This window comes from Arthrobacter sp. U41 (assembly GCF_007679325.1).
GTDB lineage: Bacteria > Actinomycetota > Actinomycetes > Actinomycetales > Micrococcaceae > Arthrobacter.
This window is the reverse complement of the sequence record NZ_VEGI01000001.1, coordinates 1098512-1114650: the sequence shown is the minus strand read 5'-3', so window position 1 is coordinate 1114650 and position 16139 is coordinate 1098512. Positions and strand designations below refer to the sequence as shown.

The 16139-nt window shown below is 67.2% G+C and carries 11 protein-coding genes; 7 read left to right on the top strand and 4 right to left on the bottom strand.

Annotation, left to right across the window (positions count from 1 at the left end; genetic code table 11):
* Positions 1-63 precede the first annotated feature (63 nt).
* Entirely contained in the window at positions 64-2127 is a 2064-nt protein-coding gene (locus tag FS787_RS05050) for an acyltransferase family protein (RefSeq protein ID WP_144671171.1), read from the top strand.
* Positions 2128-2136: 9 nt separating this feature from the next.
* Here FS787_RS05050 and FS787_RS05045 read toward each other — a convergent pair whose 3' ends face one another.
* Complete coding sequence (locus tag FS787_RS05045) at positions 2137-3105, bottom strand: DUF389 domain-containing protein (RefSeq protein ID WP_260982396.1); 969 nt, start codon at positions 3103-3105, stop codon at positions 2137-2139.
* 156 nt (positions 3106-3261) lie between these two features.
* Here FS787_RS05045 and FS787_RS05040 point away from each other — a divergent pair, with 156 nt between their 5' ends.
* From FS787_RS05040 to FS787_RS05025, 4 genes are all read left to right on the top strand, one after another.
* Positions 3262-5334, top strand: coding sequence for an acyltransferase family protein (locus FS787_RS05040; protein ID WP_395940326.1), 2073 nt, complete (start codon positions 3262-3264; stop codon positions 5332-5334).
* A 177-nt stretch (positions 5335-5511) separates the two neighbouring features.
* Complete coding sequence (gene guaB, locus FS787_RS05035; RefSeq protein WP_144671170.1) at positions 5512-7023, top strand: IMP dehydrogenase; 1512 nt, start codon at positions 5512-5514, stop codon at positions 7021-7023.
* A gap of 290 nt (positions 7024-7313) precedes the next feature.
* On the top strand, positions 7314-7679 hold the full coding sequence (locus FS787_RS05030; protein ID WP_260982395.1) for a hypothetical protein: 366 nt from the start codon (positions 7314-7316) through the stop codon (positions 7677-7679).
* Between the two features lie 60 nt (positions 7680-7739).
* Positions 7740-9581, top strand: coding sequence for an ABC transporter ATP-binding protein (locus FS787_RS05025; RefSeq protein ID WP_144671169.1), 1842 nt, complete (start codon positions 7740-7742; stop codon positions 9579-9581).
* A gap of 138 nt (positions 9582-9719) precedes the next feature.
* Here the strand turns inward: FS787_RS05025 and FS787_RS05020 are convergent, their stop codons facing one another.
* From FS787_RS05020 to FS787_RS05010, 3 genes are all read right to left on the bottom strand, one after another.
* Positions 9720-11621, bottom strand: coding sequence for a S8 family peptidase (locus tag FS787_RS05020; RefSeq protein ID WP_144671168.1), 1902 nt, complete (start codon positions 11619-11621; stop codon positions 9720-9722).
* 188 nt (positions 11622-11809) lie between these two features.
* On the bottom strand, positions 11810-12328 hold the full coding sequence (locus tag FS787_RS05015; protein ID WP_144671167.1) for a hypothetical protein: 519 nt from the start codon (positions 12326-12328) through the stop codon (positions 11810-11812).
* A 62-nt stretch (positions 12329-12390) separates the two neighbouring features.
* Positions 12391-13029, bottom strand: coding sequence for a hypothetical protein (locus FS787_RS05010; RefSeq protein WP_144671166.1), 639 nt, complete (start codon positions 13027-13029; stop codon positions 12391-12393).
* Positions 13030-13160: 131 nt separating this feature from the next.
* Here FS787_RS05010 and FS787_RS05005 point away from each other — a divergent pair, with 131 nt between their 5' ends.
* Together FS787_RS05005 and FS787_RS05000 are read left to right on the top strand one after the other, a co-directional pair.
* Positions 13161-14297 carry a GuaB3 family IMP dehydrogenase-related protein gene (locus FS787_RS05005; protein ID WP_144671165.1) on the top strand — a complete coding sequence of 379 codons (1137 nt, stop codon included), beginning with the start codon at positions 13161-13163 and terminating at the stop codon, positions 14295-14297.
* Positions 14298-14371: 74 nt separating this feature from the next.
* Positions 14372-16123, top strand: a complete 1752-nt coding sequence (locus FS787_RS05000; protein WP_144671164.1) for a glycerol-3-phosphate dehydrogenase/oxidase — start codon at positions 14372-14374, stop codon at positions 16121-16123.
* Positions 16124-16139 lie beyond the last annotated feature (16 nt).

The following is a 16139-nucleotide window of genomic DNA, read 5'->3' as shown; positions in this document are numbered from 1 at the left end:
CATGGACAAAATTCCCGGGCTGTATAGTTGCTTCCGCTGTCTTGCGTTGTTTAAGGGGTTTGTATGTCTGGAGCGGGAACGCTCGTCTCGCCGCGCGAAACGGGCGCGCGGCACCGTTCCCGCCGGGCCACCAAGTTCAGGCCGGAAATCCAGGGCCTGCGATCACTCGCCGTGCTGATGGTGGTCACGTACCATATCTGGTTTGGCCGGGTCTCGGGCGGGGTCGATGTTTTTCTCCTGATCTCGGCGTTCCTGATGACTCTGCAGTTCATGGGCCGCTACGAGAGCGGCTCGCAGATGGCACTGATCAAACACTGGCTCCACCTCTTCCGGCGGCTCCTGCCGGCGGCGGCCCTCGTCATTCTCAGCGCACTGGCCGCCAGCTATCTGCTGCTGCCACGGACCAGTTTTCCGGACGTGGTCTCCCAAAGCTGGGCGTCGCTGTTTTACGTGGAAAACCGTGTGCTGCAGGCTGACGCCGTCGACTACTACGCGGCAGACCACGCAACGGCCAGTCCTCTGCAGCATTTCTGGTCTTTGTCCATCCAAGGGCAGGTCTTCATCCTGTGGCCGCTCATCTTCGCCGGCGCCGCCTTCCTGGCCCGCAGGTACAGGCTCCGCTACCGGGCACTTCTCAGCTATATTTTCGCCGGCATCTTCCTGGCCTCGCTGGCGTTTTCTGTCTTTTTCACGGCCACGAGCCAAACTCAGGCCTACTTTGACACCGGCTCGCGTCTCTGGGAGTTTGCGCTGGGCACGCTCCTGGCGCTGTTCCTGCCGGGCCTGGCCTTTCTGTCCCGGCCGGTGCGCGTGTTCCTCGGTTGGGCCGGCGTGCTGGCCATGCTCAGCTGCGGCTTCATCCTGGACGTGGAGGGGGCCTTCCCCGGCTTCGCGGCGCTTTGGCCCACGCTGGCCGCCGGCTGTGTCATCCTGGCCGGTCAGACGCAGAGCCGCTGGGGAGTGGACCGTCTTCTGAGCGCCGGTCCGCTGGTGAAACTGGGGGACAACTCCTATGCCCTGTACCTGTGGCACTGGCCGGTGCTGGTGCTGGCCCTGGCCTGGAGCGGCAAAGAGCAGGCGGGTTGGCTTTCGGGCAGCGTCATCATTGCCGTGTCATTGGGGCTTGCCTTCCTCACCACCCGTTTCGTCGAGAGACCGTGGCGGTCATGGGCTTGGCCGGAAGCCCGACGGCGGCGCGCGGCACTCGCCGTCGCCCTCTGCATCGCCGTGGTTGCCGCGCCCCTGACGGCGATTCAGCTGCGCCAGCACTCCCAGGCCCAGGCCGTCCTGGCGCAGGCGGAACGGAACAACCCGGGCGCTTTGGCGCTGCTGCCCGGTTTCGTCAGCCGGGCCGACAGCGACACCGCGCTGTTGCCCATCCCCGCGCTGCTGCCCAACGACTGGGCCACCCTGGGCGGGCCGTGCAGCGACGACCTGGAGCCGGTGAATGTGACGCTGCGCAGGAGCTGCGGCCAGAACGAGGCGCCCGCGGACGCCGCCAAAACGGTCCTCGTGCTGGGTGATTCACATGCCCAGCAATGGCTCGCTGCCGTTGATGCCGTGGGCAAGCAGAACGGCTGGCGGGTGTATTCGCTCCTCAAGGGCGGCTGCCGGTTCAGTGTCCAGGCGGAAAGCACCGGCTCCGACTGCCAACGGTTCAACGCGGCCGTCCGGGACGAGGTGACGGCCAATCCGCCTGATGCCATCATCACGGTGGGCACCGTGGCCGCGCCCTCCTCTCCTGCCGAACGGCTCACCCCGGGCCTTGAAGCCACCGCAGCGTACTGGAACGAGCGCGCTGTTGACGTGGTGGCCATCCGGGACAACCCGCGATTCAACTTCAACATTGCCGAATGCGTCGTGGACAAAGGTCCGGGGAGCCCGGACTGTCTTCGCGCCCAGCGCGACCTGCTCGCCGCGAAGAGCCCCCTAGCCGCCCTGGAGGGCCGGGTGCAGGGGCTGGCGGCCGTGGACATGACGGATCTGATCTGCGACGGGAAAACCTGCCCCGGGGTGGTGGGCAACACCTACGTCTACAAGGACAACAACCACCTGAGCCGAAGCTACGTCGCCTCGATGTCCTCCATATTTGGCCAGCGGCTCTTTGAGTCGACGGGCTGGAAATAGCGGGCTGGCTCAGCGCTGGGTCCGCAGCGCCATTCGCTTCAAGCGCGACGCCGCGGCATCCGGCAGCCGTTTGGTGATGAGGCGGTAGAAGATCAGGACCGAAACCGCCGCGGCCACGATGCCCAGCAGGTTCAGGGCCAGTTGGAGGGCGGAACCGGCCGCTTTCTCAAATTCTCCCAGCACCAGCGCCACAGCCACGAAACCGGCCGCGGGCACCGTGGTCACGGAGATAAAGACGCCGGTCAAGGCGGCGGACCGCCGGCTGATGACGGACAGCATTCCGGCGATGCCGGCAAGTACAGCGACAATCAGCGAGTACGGGCCCGGGTGGTAGATGAAATCCGCGGCAGAGCCCCGGTCCAGGACATCGGCAGGGAACAGGCCCAGCGGCACGGAGAGCCACGCCGTGAAGGCCGCCGCCAGCATCGCCACCGGGAATCCGACGCCGAGGGCCAGCGCCGCGCGGCGTCCCAGCTTCCATTGCTGCTGCACCAGAGCCACGGCCAGCGCAGCCAGCGGGCCGAACTCCGGGCCGACAGCCATCGCGCCGACGATCAGGATCGTGGAGTCGGTGACGATGCCGATCGCCACGAGCTGCGTTGCCAGGACCAGGAACGCCAGGAAGCTCCAGGTCAGCCGGGAGTCTTCGCCGGTCTGCCGGGACACTTCATCCCAGATCACGGCGTCGGCACCTTCGCCGGGCGCCTCCGCGGTGGCCTTGTCCGCCCGGTCGGAGAGCACAAGGTCGGGCATCGTGACCGAAATCGAGCCCTGTTCCTGGACATCGAGGGCGTGGAGCTTCTCCACCAGGGGCTCCACCGACTCCCGCGCCAGCAGGACGTGGATGACGTCCCCCGGCGGAACAACGGACGCACCCTGCTGGCGGGAAACTTCCGCAACGCCAAGCTCGCCGGTGGAACATTCCATCACGGCGTCGGACAACGTTTCCGGAACACAAATGCGCAGCTGTGCGATCACGATGCGGCCTCCTCAGACTCGTTACAGGGTAGCCTCCGGAGCTCTTGATCCAGGCCGGCGAAGCCGTCCCGGCGCCGCCGTGATTGGCCAGGCAAGTCACAGATCGGTAACATTAAGACTTTGGAATCCGGCCTGAAGGGGCTTCTTGTGTCGAACGTGCGAACCATAGCCAGTCCGCGGGCAGCGGACGCGGGTTCCCAGGCGCGCGCGAAATCAAGCTACCGTCCCGAGGTCCAGGGCCTGCGCGCCCTCGCGGTCCTGATGGTGGTGACCTACCATGTGTGGCTCGGCCGGGTCTCCGGCGGCGTCGACATCTTCCTGCTCATCTCCGCGTTCCTCATGACGCTCAGCTTCGCCCGCAAGGTGGAGGCCGGCAAACCCCTGCGCCTGGCCAGCCACTGGCTCCACCTGCTCAAGCGGCTGCTTCCCGCCGTCGTGGTGGTGATCCTCGGTGTCCTTGCCGGCACCCGGCTGATCCTGCCCCAAAGCCGCTGGCCGGACGTGCTGGACCAGGCCTGGGCCTCGCTGCTGTACCGGCAGAACTGGCTCCTGGCGGACACCGCCGTCGACTATTACGCGCAGGACCATTCAGGCGCCAGCCCGCTGCAGCACTTCTGGTCGCTGTCCATCCAGGGCCAGGTCTTCCTGCTCTGGCCGCTGGTGTTTGCCGGCGCGGCCCTGCTGAAGCGCGTCCTGCGCCGCTGGACCGCGGTGGACGAGCACGTCAGCTACGCCGCCCTGCTGGCCGCGGCGTTCGGCGCGATCTTCGTGGCCTCCTTGGTTTTCTCCATCGAGCAGACCGCCACCAACCAGGCCTACGCCTACTTCGACACCCGTACCCGGCTCTGGGAATTCGCTCTCGGGTCGCTGCTGGCGCTCGCGCTGCCGCACCTCAACCCCGGAAAAACCTTGCGGGTCATCCTCGGCTGGACCGGCCTCGCCGCGATGCTCTCCTGCGGCCTGCTGCTCACCGTGGACCGGTCCTTCCCCGGCTTCATCGCCCTCTGGCCGACGCTGGCCGCGGCTGCCATCATCGTGGCCGGGCAAAGCGGCAGCCGCTTCGGAGTGGACCGGTTCCTGACCTGGAAGCCGCTCGTGGCGCTCGGGGACAACTCCTACGCCCTGTACCTCTGGCACTGGCCGCTGCTGGTGCTGGCCCTCGCCGCGACGGGCATCACGGCCCCGAACCTGATCCAGGGTCTGGCGATTGTCGCTGCCTCGATCGTGCTGGCCGTGCTGACCACCCGCTTCGTGGAGAAGCCGCTGCGCGAATGGCACTGGCCCCAGGGCCGCGCCTGGCGCACCGCCGTCGTCATCGCGGCGTGCGGCGCACTCCTGGCCGGGCCGGTGTCCGTGTGGCAGAGCAAGATGATGGCGGACGAGGCAGCCGCCGCCGCGCAGCCGAGGGAACTGACCCCCGGCGCCGCCGCCCTGAAGCCCGAAAACGCCGGCAAGCCGACGCCGGAGGCCAAGATCATCCCGGCTCCGCTGGCCATGAAGAACGAATGGGCCGACATTGACGGGCTGTGCACGGACGGCAACGTCCCCAGCGACCCCCTTCTGGCGGGCTGCCTGCAGAACAGCCGCCCCGACAAGGTCACCAAGCGCATCGTGGTGCTCGGCGACTCCCACGCCCAGCAGTACATGGCGGCGCTTGGCCCGATCGCCCGCAGCCACGGCTGGGAAGTGGTGGCCCTCCTGAAGGGCAACTGCCGCTTCGGCGGGGAGTCCCCGGACCGCGACGCCGAGTGCAACGCCTTCAACAAGGCCAGCGCCCAGTACGTCCTGGACCACAAACCCGACGCGGTCTTCACTGTCGCCTCGCTGACGCACAAAGAGGCGCCGTTCGAAACCGAGGTGCCCCAGTACCTCGAGGGCATCAAGCCGTTCACCGATGCGGGCATGGAAGTGGTGGGCATCCGCGACAATCCGCGTTTCCACCTGAACATGCCCGAGTGCGTCCAGAAGCACGGGCCCGACGCCGCGGAGTGCAACGTGCCGCTGCAGGAGTCACTCGCCGGGTCCTCGCCCCTGGACGCCTACCGGGGGAAGGTGCCCGGGCTGCACCTGATGGACCTGAGCGACTTCATCTGCGCCGACGGGATCTGCCCGGCCGTCGTCGGGAATGTCTACGTCTACAAGGACGACAACCATCTGACGAAGACGTATGTCCAGACCATGATTCCCATGTTCGAAAAGCGGCTGCTCAAGGCCACCGGCTGGAAGTGACGCGAAGGCGTCCCCGGCCGGTGCCGTTGCTCACATTACCGCCCCGGAATATGGGGATCGCCGCCAAGGTTCTAGTATTTATTCAACACTTCTGCACAGGCCATGCCCGTAATGACGGGCTGGTCATCTGTTGCAATCCCTACCCGTGACCCCGTAACCAAGGTAAGAGGCGCACTCATGACCCAGCCCGAACACAACCCCTTCGGCTTCATCGGACTGACGTATGACGACGTCCTGCTGTTGCCCGGCCACACGGATGTCATTCCCTCCGAGGCCGACACCTCCTCCCGGATCTCCAAGCGCATTTCGGTCCAGACGCCGCTGCTGTCCGCGGCGATGGACACCGTTACCGAGTCGCGGATGGCGATTGCCATGGCACGCCAGGGCGGCCTCGGCGTGGTGCACCGGAACCTCTCCATCGCCGACCAGGCGGACCAGGTGGACCGGGTCAAGCGCAGCGAATCCGGCATGATCACCAACCCGCTGACCATCGGCCCCGAGGCCACACTGGCGGAGCTGGACGAAATCTGCTCGCACTACCGGGTTTCCGGCCTGCCGGTGGTGGACGAGGGCATGCGGCTGCTGGGCATCGTCACCAACCGCGACACCCGCTTCGTCCCCGAAGCGGACTTCCCGCTCCGCCTGGTCAGCGACGTTATGACCAAGATGCCCCTCGTCACGGGCCACGTCGGCATCAGCCGCGAGGAGGCCTCGCACAAGCTGGCCACCAACAAGATCGAGAAGCTCCCGCTCGTTGATGAGCAGGGCCGGCTCAAGGGCCTCATCACCACCAAGGACTTCACCAAGGCCGAGCAGTACCCGCTGGCCACCAAGGACGACGAGGGCCGGTTGCGGGTGGGCGCGGCCATCGGCTTCTTCGGCGACGGCTGGGAGCGGGCCATGGCCCTGATCGATGCCGGCGTGGATGCCCTCTTCGTCGACACCGCCAACGGCCACTCCCAGGGCGTCCTCGACATGATCCGCCGGCTGAAGTCCGATCCCGTGGCAGCGCACGTGGACATCATCGGCGGCCAGGCGGCAACCCGCGAAGGCGCCCAGGCGCTGATCGACGCCGGTGCCGACGGCATCAAGGTGGGCGTGGGTCCCGGCTCGATCTGCACCACCCGCGTGGTCGCCGGCGTCGGCGTCCCGCAGATCACCGCGATCTACGAATCCGCCAAGGCCGCCATTCCCGCCGGCGTGCCGCTGATTGCCGACGGCGGACTGCAGTACTCGGGGGACATCGGTAAGGCCCTGGTCGCCGGGGCGGACACCGTAATGCTCGGCTCTCTGCTGGCCGGCTGCGACGAGTCCCCGGGCGATCTGATCTTCGTCAACGGCAAGCAGTTCAAGCTGTACCGCGGGATGGGGTCCCTCGGCGCCATGCAGACCCGTGGCAAGAACACCTCCTACTCCAAGGACCGCTACTTCCAGGCCGACGTCTCCGGCGACGACAAGCTCATCCCGGAGGGCATCGAGGGCCGGGTGGCGTACCGGGGCCCGCTGGCCTCGGTGGCGTACCAGCTGGTTGGCGGCCTCCGCCAGACCATGTTCTACACCGGCGCCCCGACCGTGCCGGAGCTCAAGGCCCGCGGCAAGTTCGTCCGGATCACGCCGGCCGGGCTGAAGGAGTCCCACCCGCACGACATCCAGATGACGGTGGAGGCACCGAACTACGGTTCGCGCTAACCCGCGTTGATATGCGACACGCAGGCCATGGGGAGCTCTCCCCATGGCCTGCTCGTTTCTGTGCACGGTAGCGTCGGGTGAGAACGGCGGTCCAGGGATTTCCTGGTCCGCCGACCATTCACTCCAGGAGATTCATGCGCGGTGGGAGACAGCGGTTCGCCCGTCCCTTGGTTTGGTGTGTGCCCCTTGCTGTCAGCCTGTGCTTTGGCTTGTCAGGCTGCGGCGCCGGATCCGGAACACCCGGGGGTGAAACGATAACGTTGGATACCGCCAAATCCAAGGTCTTGGCTGTGCAGCACAGGATCATCGAAATGGTGCCGGCCGAATCGGTCGTCTCGGTGTTCGAAAACGACACGTCCAGCCTGATGCCCTGCCGGGGCGAGCAAAAGAAGTGGGTGGGGGCCGGCGAGGTCGAGCTGCGGCCGGGACTCGACCGAACGGAGTTCCTGGACGACGTCCGAGACTCCGTCGGCGGCCGCGAACGCTGGTCCGCGACGGATGGAACGGACAAGGACGGGGATCGTCGGGTGGTTCTTCTCCATGAAGACGGCACCCAGTTGCTGGTGTCCCTATGGGACGGTCCGGAGAGCCTGCGGATCGGTAGCTTCAGCGCCTGCTTCGACTTCCCGGAATACCAGTACGGAGAGAAGTACTAGCGGCCGGGGAGACAGCAAACCTGTATGCCCGCTGGCGGCCCCCGCAATTAGGCTGGAGGCATGTCTGAACTCCTGCCCGCGCGTGAGCCGAAGCGCAAACTGGCTCTGAGGCCTTACGCCCGGGCCGTGGCACAGGTGCTGCGCGTCAGCTTCCGGGCCTCGCCCGCCGCCGTCGTGATGAAGGTCCTGGGGTCGCTGATCTCGGCGCTGCTCCCGCTGGTCACCACGTACTTCGCCGCCCTCACGACGACGGCCCTCGCCGCCGCTTATGCGGGTGACGCCGCGGCGGGGCAGCAGGCGATTGTCTACGTCATCATCACCGCGGCGCTGGGTTTGTTCTGGGGCGCGTTCAGCAGTGTGGACCGGTACATCCAGCAGCTCATGAGCTTCAAGGTGGGCGCGATCGTGGGCGACCTGATGTACGAGCGGTTCCTGGCCCTCGAATTCTGGCGCTACGACGACAAAGAGACGGTGGACCTGTACGACAGGGCCAAGCGCTTCTCCGATTCCTACGCCCGCGTCCTGGACCGGATCGCCGCCATCTTCACCCAGCTGGTTTCGGTCATCCTCGCGGTCGGCGCCCTCATGCTGGTCAGCTGGTGGATCGCGGTGATCGTCCTCGTGGCGATTGTGCCCAGCGTGTACCTGCAGTTCAAGCTCTCCCGCGAGCAGATCGCGCACTGGAACACCCAGATCGATTCGCGCAGGCAGCGGCGGATGATCGAAACCAACCTCCTGCGGCCCCAGCACATCGCCGAGATGCGCCTCTACGGAATCGTCGGATACCTGATGGGGCTGCGGTCACGGCTGCGCGACGCGGACGAACGGAGGCGGCTCGATTTCCAGAAGCGTTACATTCCCAAACAGCTCGCCGCGGACGCCCTGCAGTACGGCGCGGAGGTGGTGTCACTGATCTGGGTGGTGGGGCAGATCATCGCCCGGGCGCAGCCCGTGGGGCAGTTCCTCTACGTCCAGCAGATCGTCAGCCGCGCCCTGTCCACCGCCAACAGCCTCGTCTCCTCACTGAGCTCCATCGACGAGGACCTCGCGAACCTCAAGGACTACGAGCTCTTTATGGCGATGCCCGTGCACTCCGACAACGCACCGCCCCTGCTGCAGGCACCCACCACGGTGGAGCTGCGCGACATCCGGTTCACCTACACCGGCAGCGAACTGGAGGTCATCAAGGGCATCTCCCTGACCATCCGCGAAGGCCAGCACATTGCGATCGTGGGGGAGAACGGCGCCGGCAAGTCCACCCTGATCCGGATCCTCGCGGGGCTCTACCGGCCGGACTCCGGACAGGTGCTGCTCGACGGCGTCGACCTCGCCGCCGTCGACGTCAAGTCCTGGCACCGCCATCTGGCGGTGCTCAGCCAGGAGTTCCTGAAGTATGAGTTCGCCACCGCCGCGGAGAATATTCTCTTCGGCGACGTCGAATCACCGCGCGACGACGAGCGCATCCGCCGCGCGGCGGCTGACGCGGAGGCCCTGGAGTTCATCAACAAACTGCCCAACGGCCTGGACAACCACGTCAGCAACTGGATGGAAGACCCCCGCGGGCGGAAGGGGAGCGGGTTGTCCGGCGGGCAGTGGCAGCGGCTCGCGATGGCACGGAACTTCTACCGGAACGCCTCCTTTATGGTCATGGACGAGCCCACCTCGGCCATCGACGCCCTCGCGGAACACCGGATCTTCACCCGCCTCTTCGCCGACCGCAGCAGCACCATCATCGCGATCAGCCACCGCCTCGCCACCATCGAGAAGGCCGATATCGTCTACATGCTCGAGGACGGCCGGATCGTGGAACAGGGCACCCACAAGGAGCTGGTGGCCCTGCGGGGCCGCTACTTTCGGATGTTCGAATCCCAGCTCACCGTGGACGAGACCGAAGGCCTCTGACGGGCACGAAGAATGGGCATGCCCTCCGCCGGCGACGTCCGGTGGACATAGTTGCCCTATGCCCACTCCGGGGCACAAAGAATGGGCATGCCCTCCCGGCGGGGAGGACATGCCCATTGTTGGCGGCGCCCGGTGGTACTACGAGGTGGTCACCGAGGTGTCGTCCACGAAGAAGTAGGTCTTGAGCGAGGAATCCTCCACGCCAAGGAAGCGCAGCGTGACGGACTTTCCTTTGAAGGAGGACAGGTCCAGGGTCTTCAGCACATAGCCGGTGGACTTGTTCAGATTGGAGTAGGTGGCCAGGGTGGTGGTGACGCCGCTGCTGATGGCCTGGATCTTCAGCGTGTCATAGGCGGTTCCGGTGGTGGTCTCGTCGGTCAGGGTCTTCAGGTAGAAGGACAAGGTGGAACCGGTGACGGAGGACGGGATGGAGATAGCTTGGTCGAGCGTGTACGACGTCGACGACCCCCAGCCGTTCAGGCCGGCGAAACCGCTGCCGGTGCGGGCGTTCGTTCCGGTCTCAAACGTGTCCGTCCGGTTCGAGGTCCAGGACGCCGGGCCGCTCTCGAAGCCGGGGTTCAGCAGCAGGTTTCCCGACGGCGGCGCAGTGGTGCCGCCGAGCAAACCCATGGTGGCCGTGGCATCGGAGAGGCCGGCGCCGCAACCCTTGGTGCAGCCGCCCGGCATGGCCCGGGTGCCCTGCCGGAGGGTGGACTCGACCTGGGCCGGAGTGAGGGCGGGGGACTTGGATTTCATCAGGGCCACGAGGCCGGCGACGTGCGGGGTCGCCATCGAGGTGCCCTGGTAGCCGGCGTAACCGGCGCCGCCCGGCGTCGTGGTACCTGTGTTGATCGTGGAGAGGATGCCGCCGCCGCTGACCCCGGTGTCGCCGCCGGGAGCCGTGAGGTCCACCGTGGCGCCGTAGTTGGAGTAGTAGGACAGCGCGCCGCTCGGGTTGCTGGCCGCGACGGTCACCACCGAGGCGCAGTTGGACGGGCGGAAGCCGGACGCATCCTGGTTGCTGTTGCCGGCCGCCACCACCACGGTGGTTCCCCGGGACACGGCGGCGTTGATGGCGGCCTGGTAGGTGGTGCCGCAGGCGCCGGAGCCGCCCAGGCTCATGTTGATGACCTTCGCCGGGTTGGCGTTGGCGGGGACGCCGGAGACGGTGCCGCCGGAGGCCCAGATGATGGCGTCGGCAATGTCGGACAGGGACCCGCCGCACTTGGCCAGGACCCGGACGGGGACCACCTTGGCGTTGGGCGCCACGCCGGCCACGCCGGTGGCGTTGCCCGTCACGGCGGCAACGGTGCCGGCCACGTGGGTGCCGTGCCAGGAGGAGTTGGAGGCCGCGGACTGACCGCATTCGCCGGCGGCGTACCAGTCGCCCTGATCCTGGGCGTTGGCGTCCCGGCCGTTCCCGTCGCGGGCCGCTGTGGCGTCCGAGACGAAGTCGTAGCCCGGCAGCACGTTGCTGTCCAGGTCCGGGTGCGCCGTGATGCCGGTGTCGATCACGGCGACGGTGGACCCGGAGCCGGTGGAGACATCCCAGGCGCCGGGAATGCGCATGCCGTTCGCCGCGGTGAAGTCCCACTGCTCGGCATAGCGCGTGTCGTTGGGCGTCAGCACCGCCGTCATGCGGGCATCGGGCTCGACGGCGTTGACCTGTCCGGACGCGGCGATCCCGTTCATGAAGTCCCTGGCGGCCTGGTCGGAGAGGGCCTCGTCGGAGGCGATCAGGGTTCCTCCGGTGGCCAGGGCGCGCAGCTCCTTCACGCTGACCCCCTGTTCCCGGGCCGCCTTGCCCCAGGCGTTCGCGCGACCGGTGGGGGTGGCGTTCCCCGGGGTCTTCTTGAAGCTCACGATGAACTGTGTGTACGCCTCGCCCGCGTTGACGTCCGGAGCCGGGACGGTCTCCGAGGCGACCGGTCCGGTGCCGGGGGCGGCGAGCACCGGGCTGACGGCGAGGGTCATCGTGCCAACGACGGCGGCCAGCGACAGGGCCAGGACTCGGGACTTCCTGAGTGATGCACTTCCCATGGGTTCTGCTTTCTTTAACCGGGCACTGAGGAACGCCCGGAACCGGTGTGGAGGCCGGCGGGCGAGATCCCCGGCGGGCCGAAAGTAAACGTAAAGGCATTTTCACAATTTGTAAACCATTGACAAGAAGTGTCAAGTCAGTGTGAACTATCGATTACTTTGGTCGCGCCGGTGGCCCTCCGGCCGCGTTAGCGGCGTTCAAGCCACTGCGCGTACAGTATGGGACTTTTGATCATGAGCTGGCGCGTGTAGGCAAGGCCCGCGGCCAGGCCCAAAGGCCAGGTCGCCAGCATCCCCAAGAGCGGCAGAGATCCGGGTGAGCCGCCCTTGGGCGTGAAGAACACCAGTGCACCAACACCCAGCGCGCTGGCGATCAGGATGGTCCGGATCATGACGGGGGTGGTCCGGATTCCCTGTTTCACCCGGCGGATATCCGATGGGGGTTTGGGAGGTGTGCGGGTGAACCGCTGCCCGGCCGTGAGGGCCCAGCCCAGGGCCGCGGAGACCGCACCCAGAATGGCTAGGAAAATGCCCGTTTCCGCGCTCTGGCCGACGGCTAGAGCGAGTCCGGCCTGGACCGCGCCGGATACAGACAGGACAGCGGGGTACCACCAGGCGGAGAAGACCCAGGACCTGCGCTGGGCCAAACCGAATGCCGTGCCGTCGCGGTCCACCGCTGTGTCCGTTCCCGTGATGTCCGGCGTCATGTTTTCCCCCAATGTTGTTCCGGCGCTCCGCCGGACTCCGAACCCAAATTAGCCCATCCCTGTCAGCCCTGAGATGGGTACTTCTTCCCATCGGCTCCGGCCTGAAGCACGGTGGTCCGGACGCGCGCAAGACTGGGCTCCGGGGGCACACTGCTGAAACCGAACGTGACAGCGGGCCGGATGGCGGCCAGGGCCCCGGCGTCTCCGCCGTCCCAGCCGACGCTCGCCGAGTCGATGCGGTGCAGGTCGGTGACGCCGTAGTACTCCTGCCGCCCTCCCTTCGCCGCGCCCGCGGTGCGGACCCCGTCGCTGAGCCGGGCTGCGAGCGGGCTGACGGCCCGCAGCCACCGCGGATGCACGGCCACCGGCCGGGGGACCAGCCTGGCAAAGGCGCCCAGGCTTGTCCGGGCCCCGACGGCGGCACGGATCCGCAGCGGACCGGCGTCGACTCTGAGCATGTGCCCGCTGCGGGATGCCGCGACGTCGACCACCCGGGTTTCGTCGAAGTTGTAGACCTCAGCAATGAAGTCGCCCACTTCGGCGGTCGGGGCGAGCAGGATCCGGTGGCCGGAGGGCAACGCCACCATGGCGTCGGCAAAGGCCCCGAAGGGGGACTGCTGCCAGAGGCCCACCACCACGCGCAGGCCGGACTCCGTCCCGATCCCGGCGATATGGCCGTCGAAGACCCAGCGTTTCGTCATCCGGTCAGAGTACCGCCGGCCGCGGCGCAGCCGTCACGCCGGGCCGCAGCGGAACGGCCGTCGGCCTCGCGCGCGCTCACCGGCATAACCCGCTCACAGGGATAACGCGCTCACTGGGATAGCCTAGAGCAGTGACTTACGAGATTGAGATTGGCCGAGGCAAGCGTGGGCGTCGTGCCTACTCCCTGGATGACATTGCGATCGTCCCCAACCGACGTACGCGTGACCCCAAGGATGTGTCCGTCGCCTGGCAGATCGACGCCTACAAGTTCGACATGCCGGTCATCGCCGCGCCCATGGATTCGGCCATGTCGCCGGAGACTGTCATCGCGCTGGGCCGCCTCGGCGGGCTCGGCGTCCTGGACCTCGAGGGCCTCTGGACCCGCTACGAGGATCCGCAGGCCGTGCTGGACCAGATCGGCGCGCTCCAGGACGAGACCAACAGCCCGGCCGTCACCCGCCGGATGCAGGAGCTCTACCAGGCCCCGATCCAGCCGGAGCTGATCACGTCCAGGCTCGCCGAGATCCGCGCCGCCGGTATCACCGTGGCCGGCTCCCTCACCCCGCAGCGGACCCAGGAACACTACAAGACCGTCGTGGCCGCCGGCGTCGACATCTTCGTGATCCGCGGCACCACCGTCTCGGCCGAGCACGTCTCGAAAGACCACGAGCCGCTGAACCTCAAGCAGTTCATCTACGAACTCGACGTTCCCGTGATTGTCGGCGGGGCCGCCGGCTACACCCCGGCGCTGCACCTCATGCGCACCGGCGCCGCCGGCGTGCTGGTCGGCTTCGGCGGCGGCGCCACCAGCACCACCCGCCGCGCCCTCGGCATCCACTCGCCCATGGCGTCCGCCATCTCCGACGTCGCCGCCGCCCGGCGCGACTACATGGATGAGTCCGGCGGCCGCTACGTCCACGTGATCGCCGACGGCGGCATGGGATCCTCCGGTGACATCGTCAAGGCCATCGCCATGGGGGCCGACGCCGTGATGCTGGGCAGCGCCCTCGCCCGCGCCGAGGAAGCCCCGGGCAAGGGCTGGCACTGGGGCCAGGAGGCGCACCACCTTGAGCTTCCCCGCGGCGACAGGGTCAACGTCGGCACCGTCGGGCCGCTCGAAGAGGTCCTGTTCGGGCCGGGTCACCACACCAACGGAACCTCCAATCTGATCGGTGCGCTGCGCCGTTCGATGGCGACCACCGGCTATTCGGACCTCAAGGAATTCCAGCGCGTCGACGTCGTGGTGTCGCCCTACTCCGGCAACTGATACCCCCCTGCCCATCCGGGGAAGTTGGAAGTAGTGTGGTGCACTACGAGCTTTGATCCCGATGGAGGCGTAAAATGAACAGTTTTCCCGGCGGTTCTCCCAAGACCGGTGGTGCCTTGGGGCCTGCGGAACGCGAAGCTTCACTCGCGGTACTCAGGGGCACCACGGAACCGGGCAAGGAGCTCGACATCCTGATCGTCGGTGGCGGAATCGTGGGGACAGGTGCCGCCCTGGACGCCGTCACGCGCGGCCTCAGCGTCGGGATTGTCGAGGCCAACGACTGGGCCGCGGGCACATCCTCCCGCTCGTCGAAGCTCATCCACGGCGGCCTCCGCTACCTGGAAATGCTCGACTTCGCCCTCGTCAAGGAGGCACTTCACGAACGCGGACTGATTCTCTCCGCGCTGGCCCCGCACCTCGCCCGCCCCGTCCCGTTCCTGTACCCGCTCACCAAACCCTTCCTGGAACGTCCCTACGTGGGAGCCGGCATCGCCCTCTACGACGCCATGTCCATCTCCACCGGCCAGCGCCGCGGCGTGCCGTTCCACAAGCACCTGAGCCGGCGGGGGACCCTGCGGGCGGCGCCGAGCCTCAAAGACGATGCGTTCGTCGGGTCCATCCGGTACTACGACGGACAGGTTGATGACGCCAAGTACTGCGCCAACCTGGTCCGGACCGCGGCCTACTACGGCGCCCACGCGGTGAACCAGATGTCCGTCGTCGATTTTCTCCGGGAAGGCGAACGGGTGGTGGGCGCCAAAGTGGTCAACCATGAAGACGGCTCCACCTTCAACATCAAGGCCAAGCAGGTCATCAATGCCACCGGCGTGTGGACGGACGAGACCCAGGCCATGGTCACTGACCGCGGCCAGCTCAAGGTGCGCGCCTCCAAAGGCATCCACCTTGTAGTGCCGCGGGACCGCTTCCAGTCGACAGTGGGTCTGATCCTGCGGACCGAGAAATCCGTCCTCTTCGTTATCCCCTGGGGCCGGCACTGGATCATCGGAACCACGGACACTGACTGGCACCTCGACAAGGCCCACCCTGCCGCGTCGAGCAAGGACATCGACTACATCCTTGAGCATGTGAACCAGGTCCTGAAACGCCCGCTCACCCGCGAGGACGTCGAAGGCGTCTACGCCGGGCTCCGCCCGCTGCTGGCCGGCGAAAACGACTCCACGGCCAAACTCTCCCGCGAACACGTCGTGGCACACCCGGTGCCCGGCCTCGTTGTGGTGGCCGGGGGCAAATGGACCACCTACCGGGTCATGGCCAAGGACGCCGTGGACGAGGCCACGCGCAGTATGGACGAACGCGTCCCGCCCAGCTGCACGGAATCCATTCCGCTGCTCGGCGCCAGCGGCTTCAAGGCCGCGTGGAACCGCCGGAACCGGATGGCCGAGGAGACCGGCGTCCATGTGGCGCGGATCGAGCACCTGCTCAACCGCTACGGGGCAATGGCCCCCGAGGTGCTGGCCCTCATCGCGGGGAACCCGGAGCTGGCCGAGCCGCTGCCCGGCGCCGACGACTACCTGGCGGCCGAAGCCGTTTACGCCGCCACCCATGAAGGCGCCCGCCACGTGCAGGACGTCCTGACCCGCCGGACCCGGATATCCATCGAGGCCTGGGACCGCGGTGTGTCCGCCGCACCGGTAGTCGCTAAACTGATGGGAGAAGTCCTCGGCTGGAGCGATGCCCAGCGCGAGAGCGAGATCAAGCATTACCTGGCCAGGGTCGACGCCGAACGGCTCAGCCAGGAGCAGCCGGACGACGAATCCGCCGACGCCGCACGAATGGGCGTCGAGGACATCGTTCCGCTGCGTTGACCGGCAGCGTCCGCCG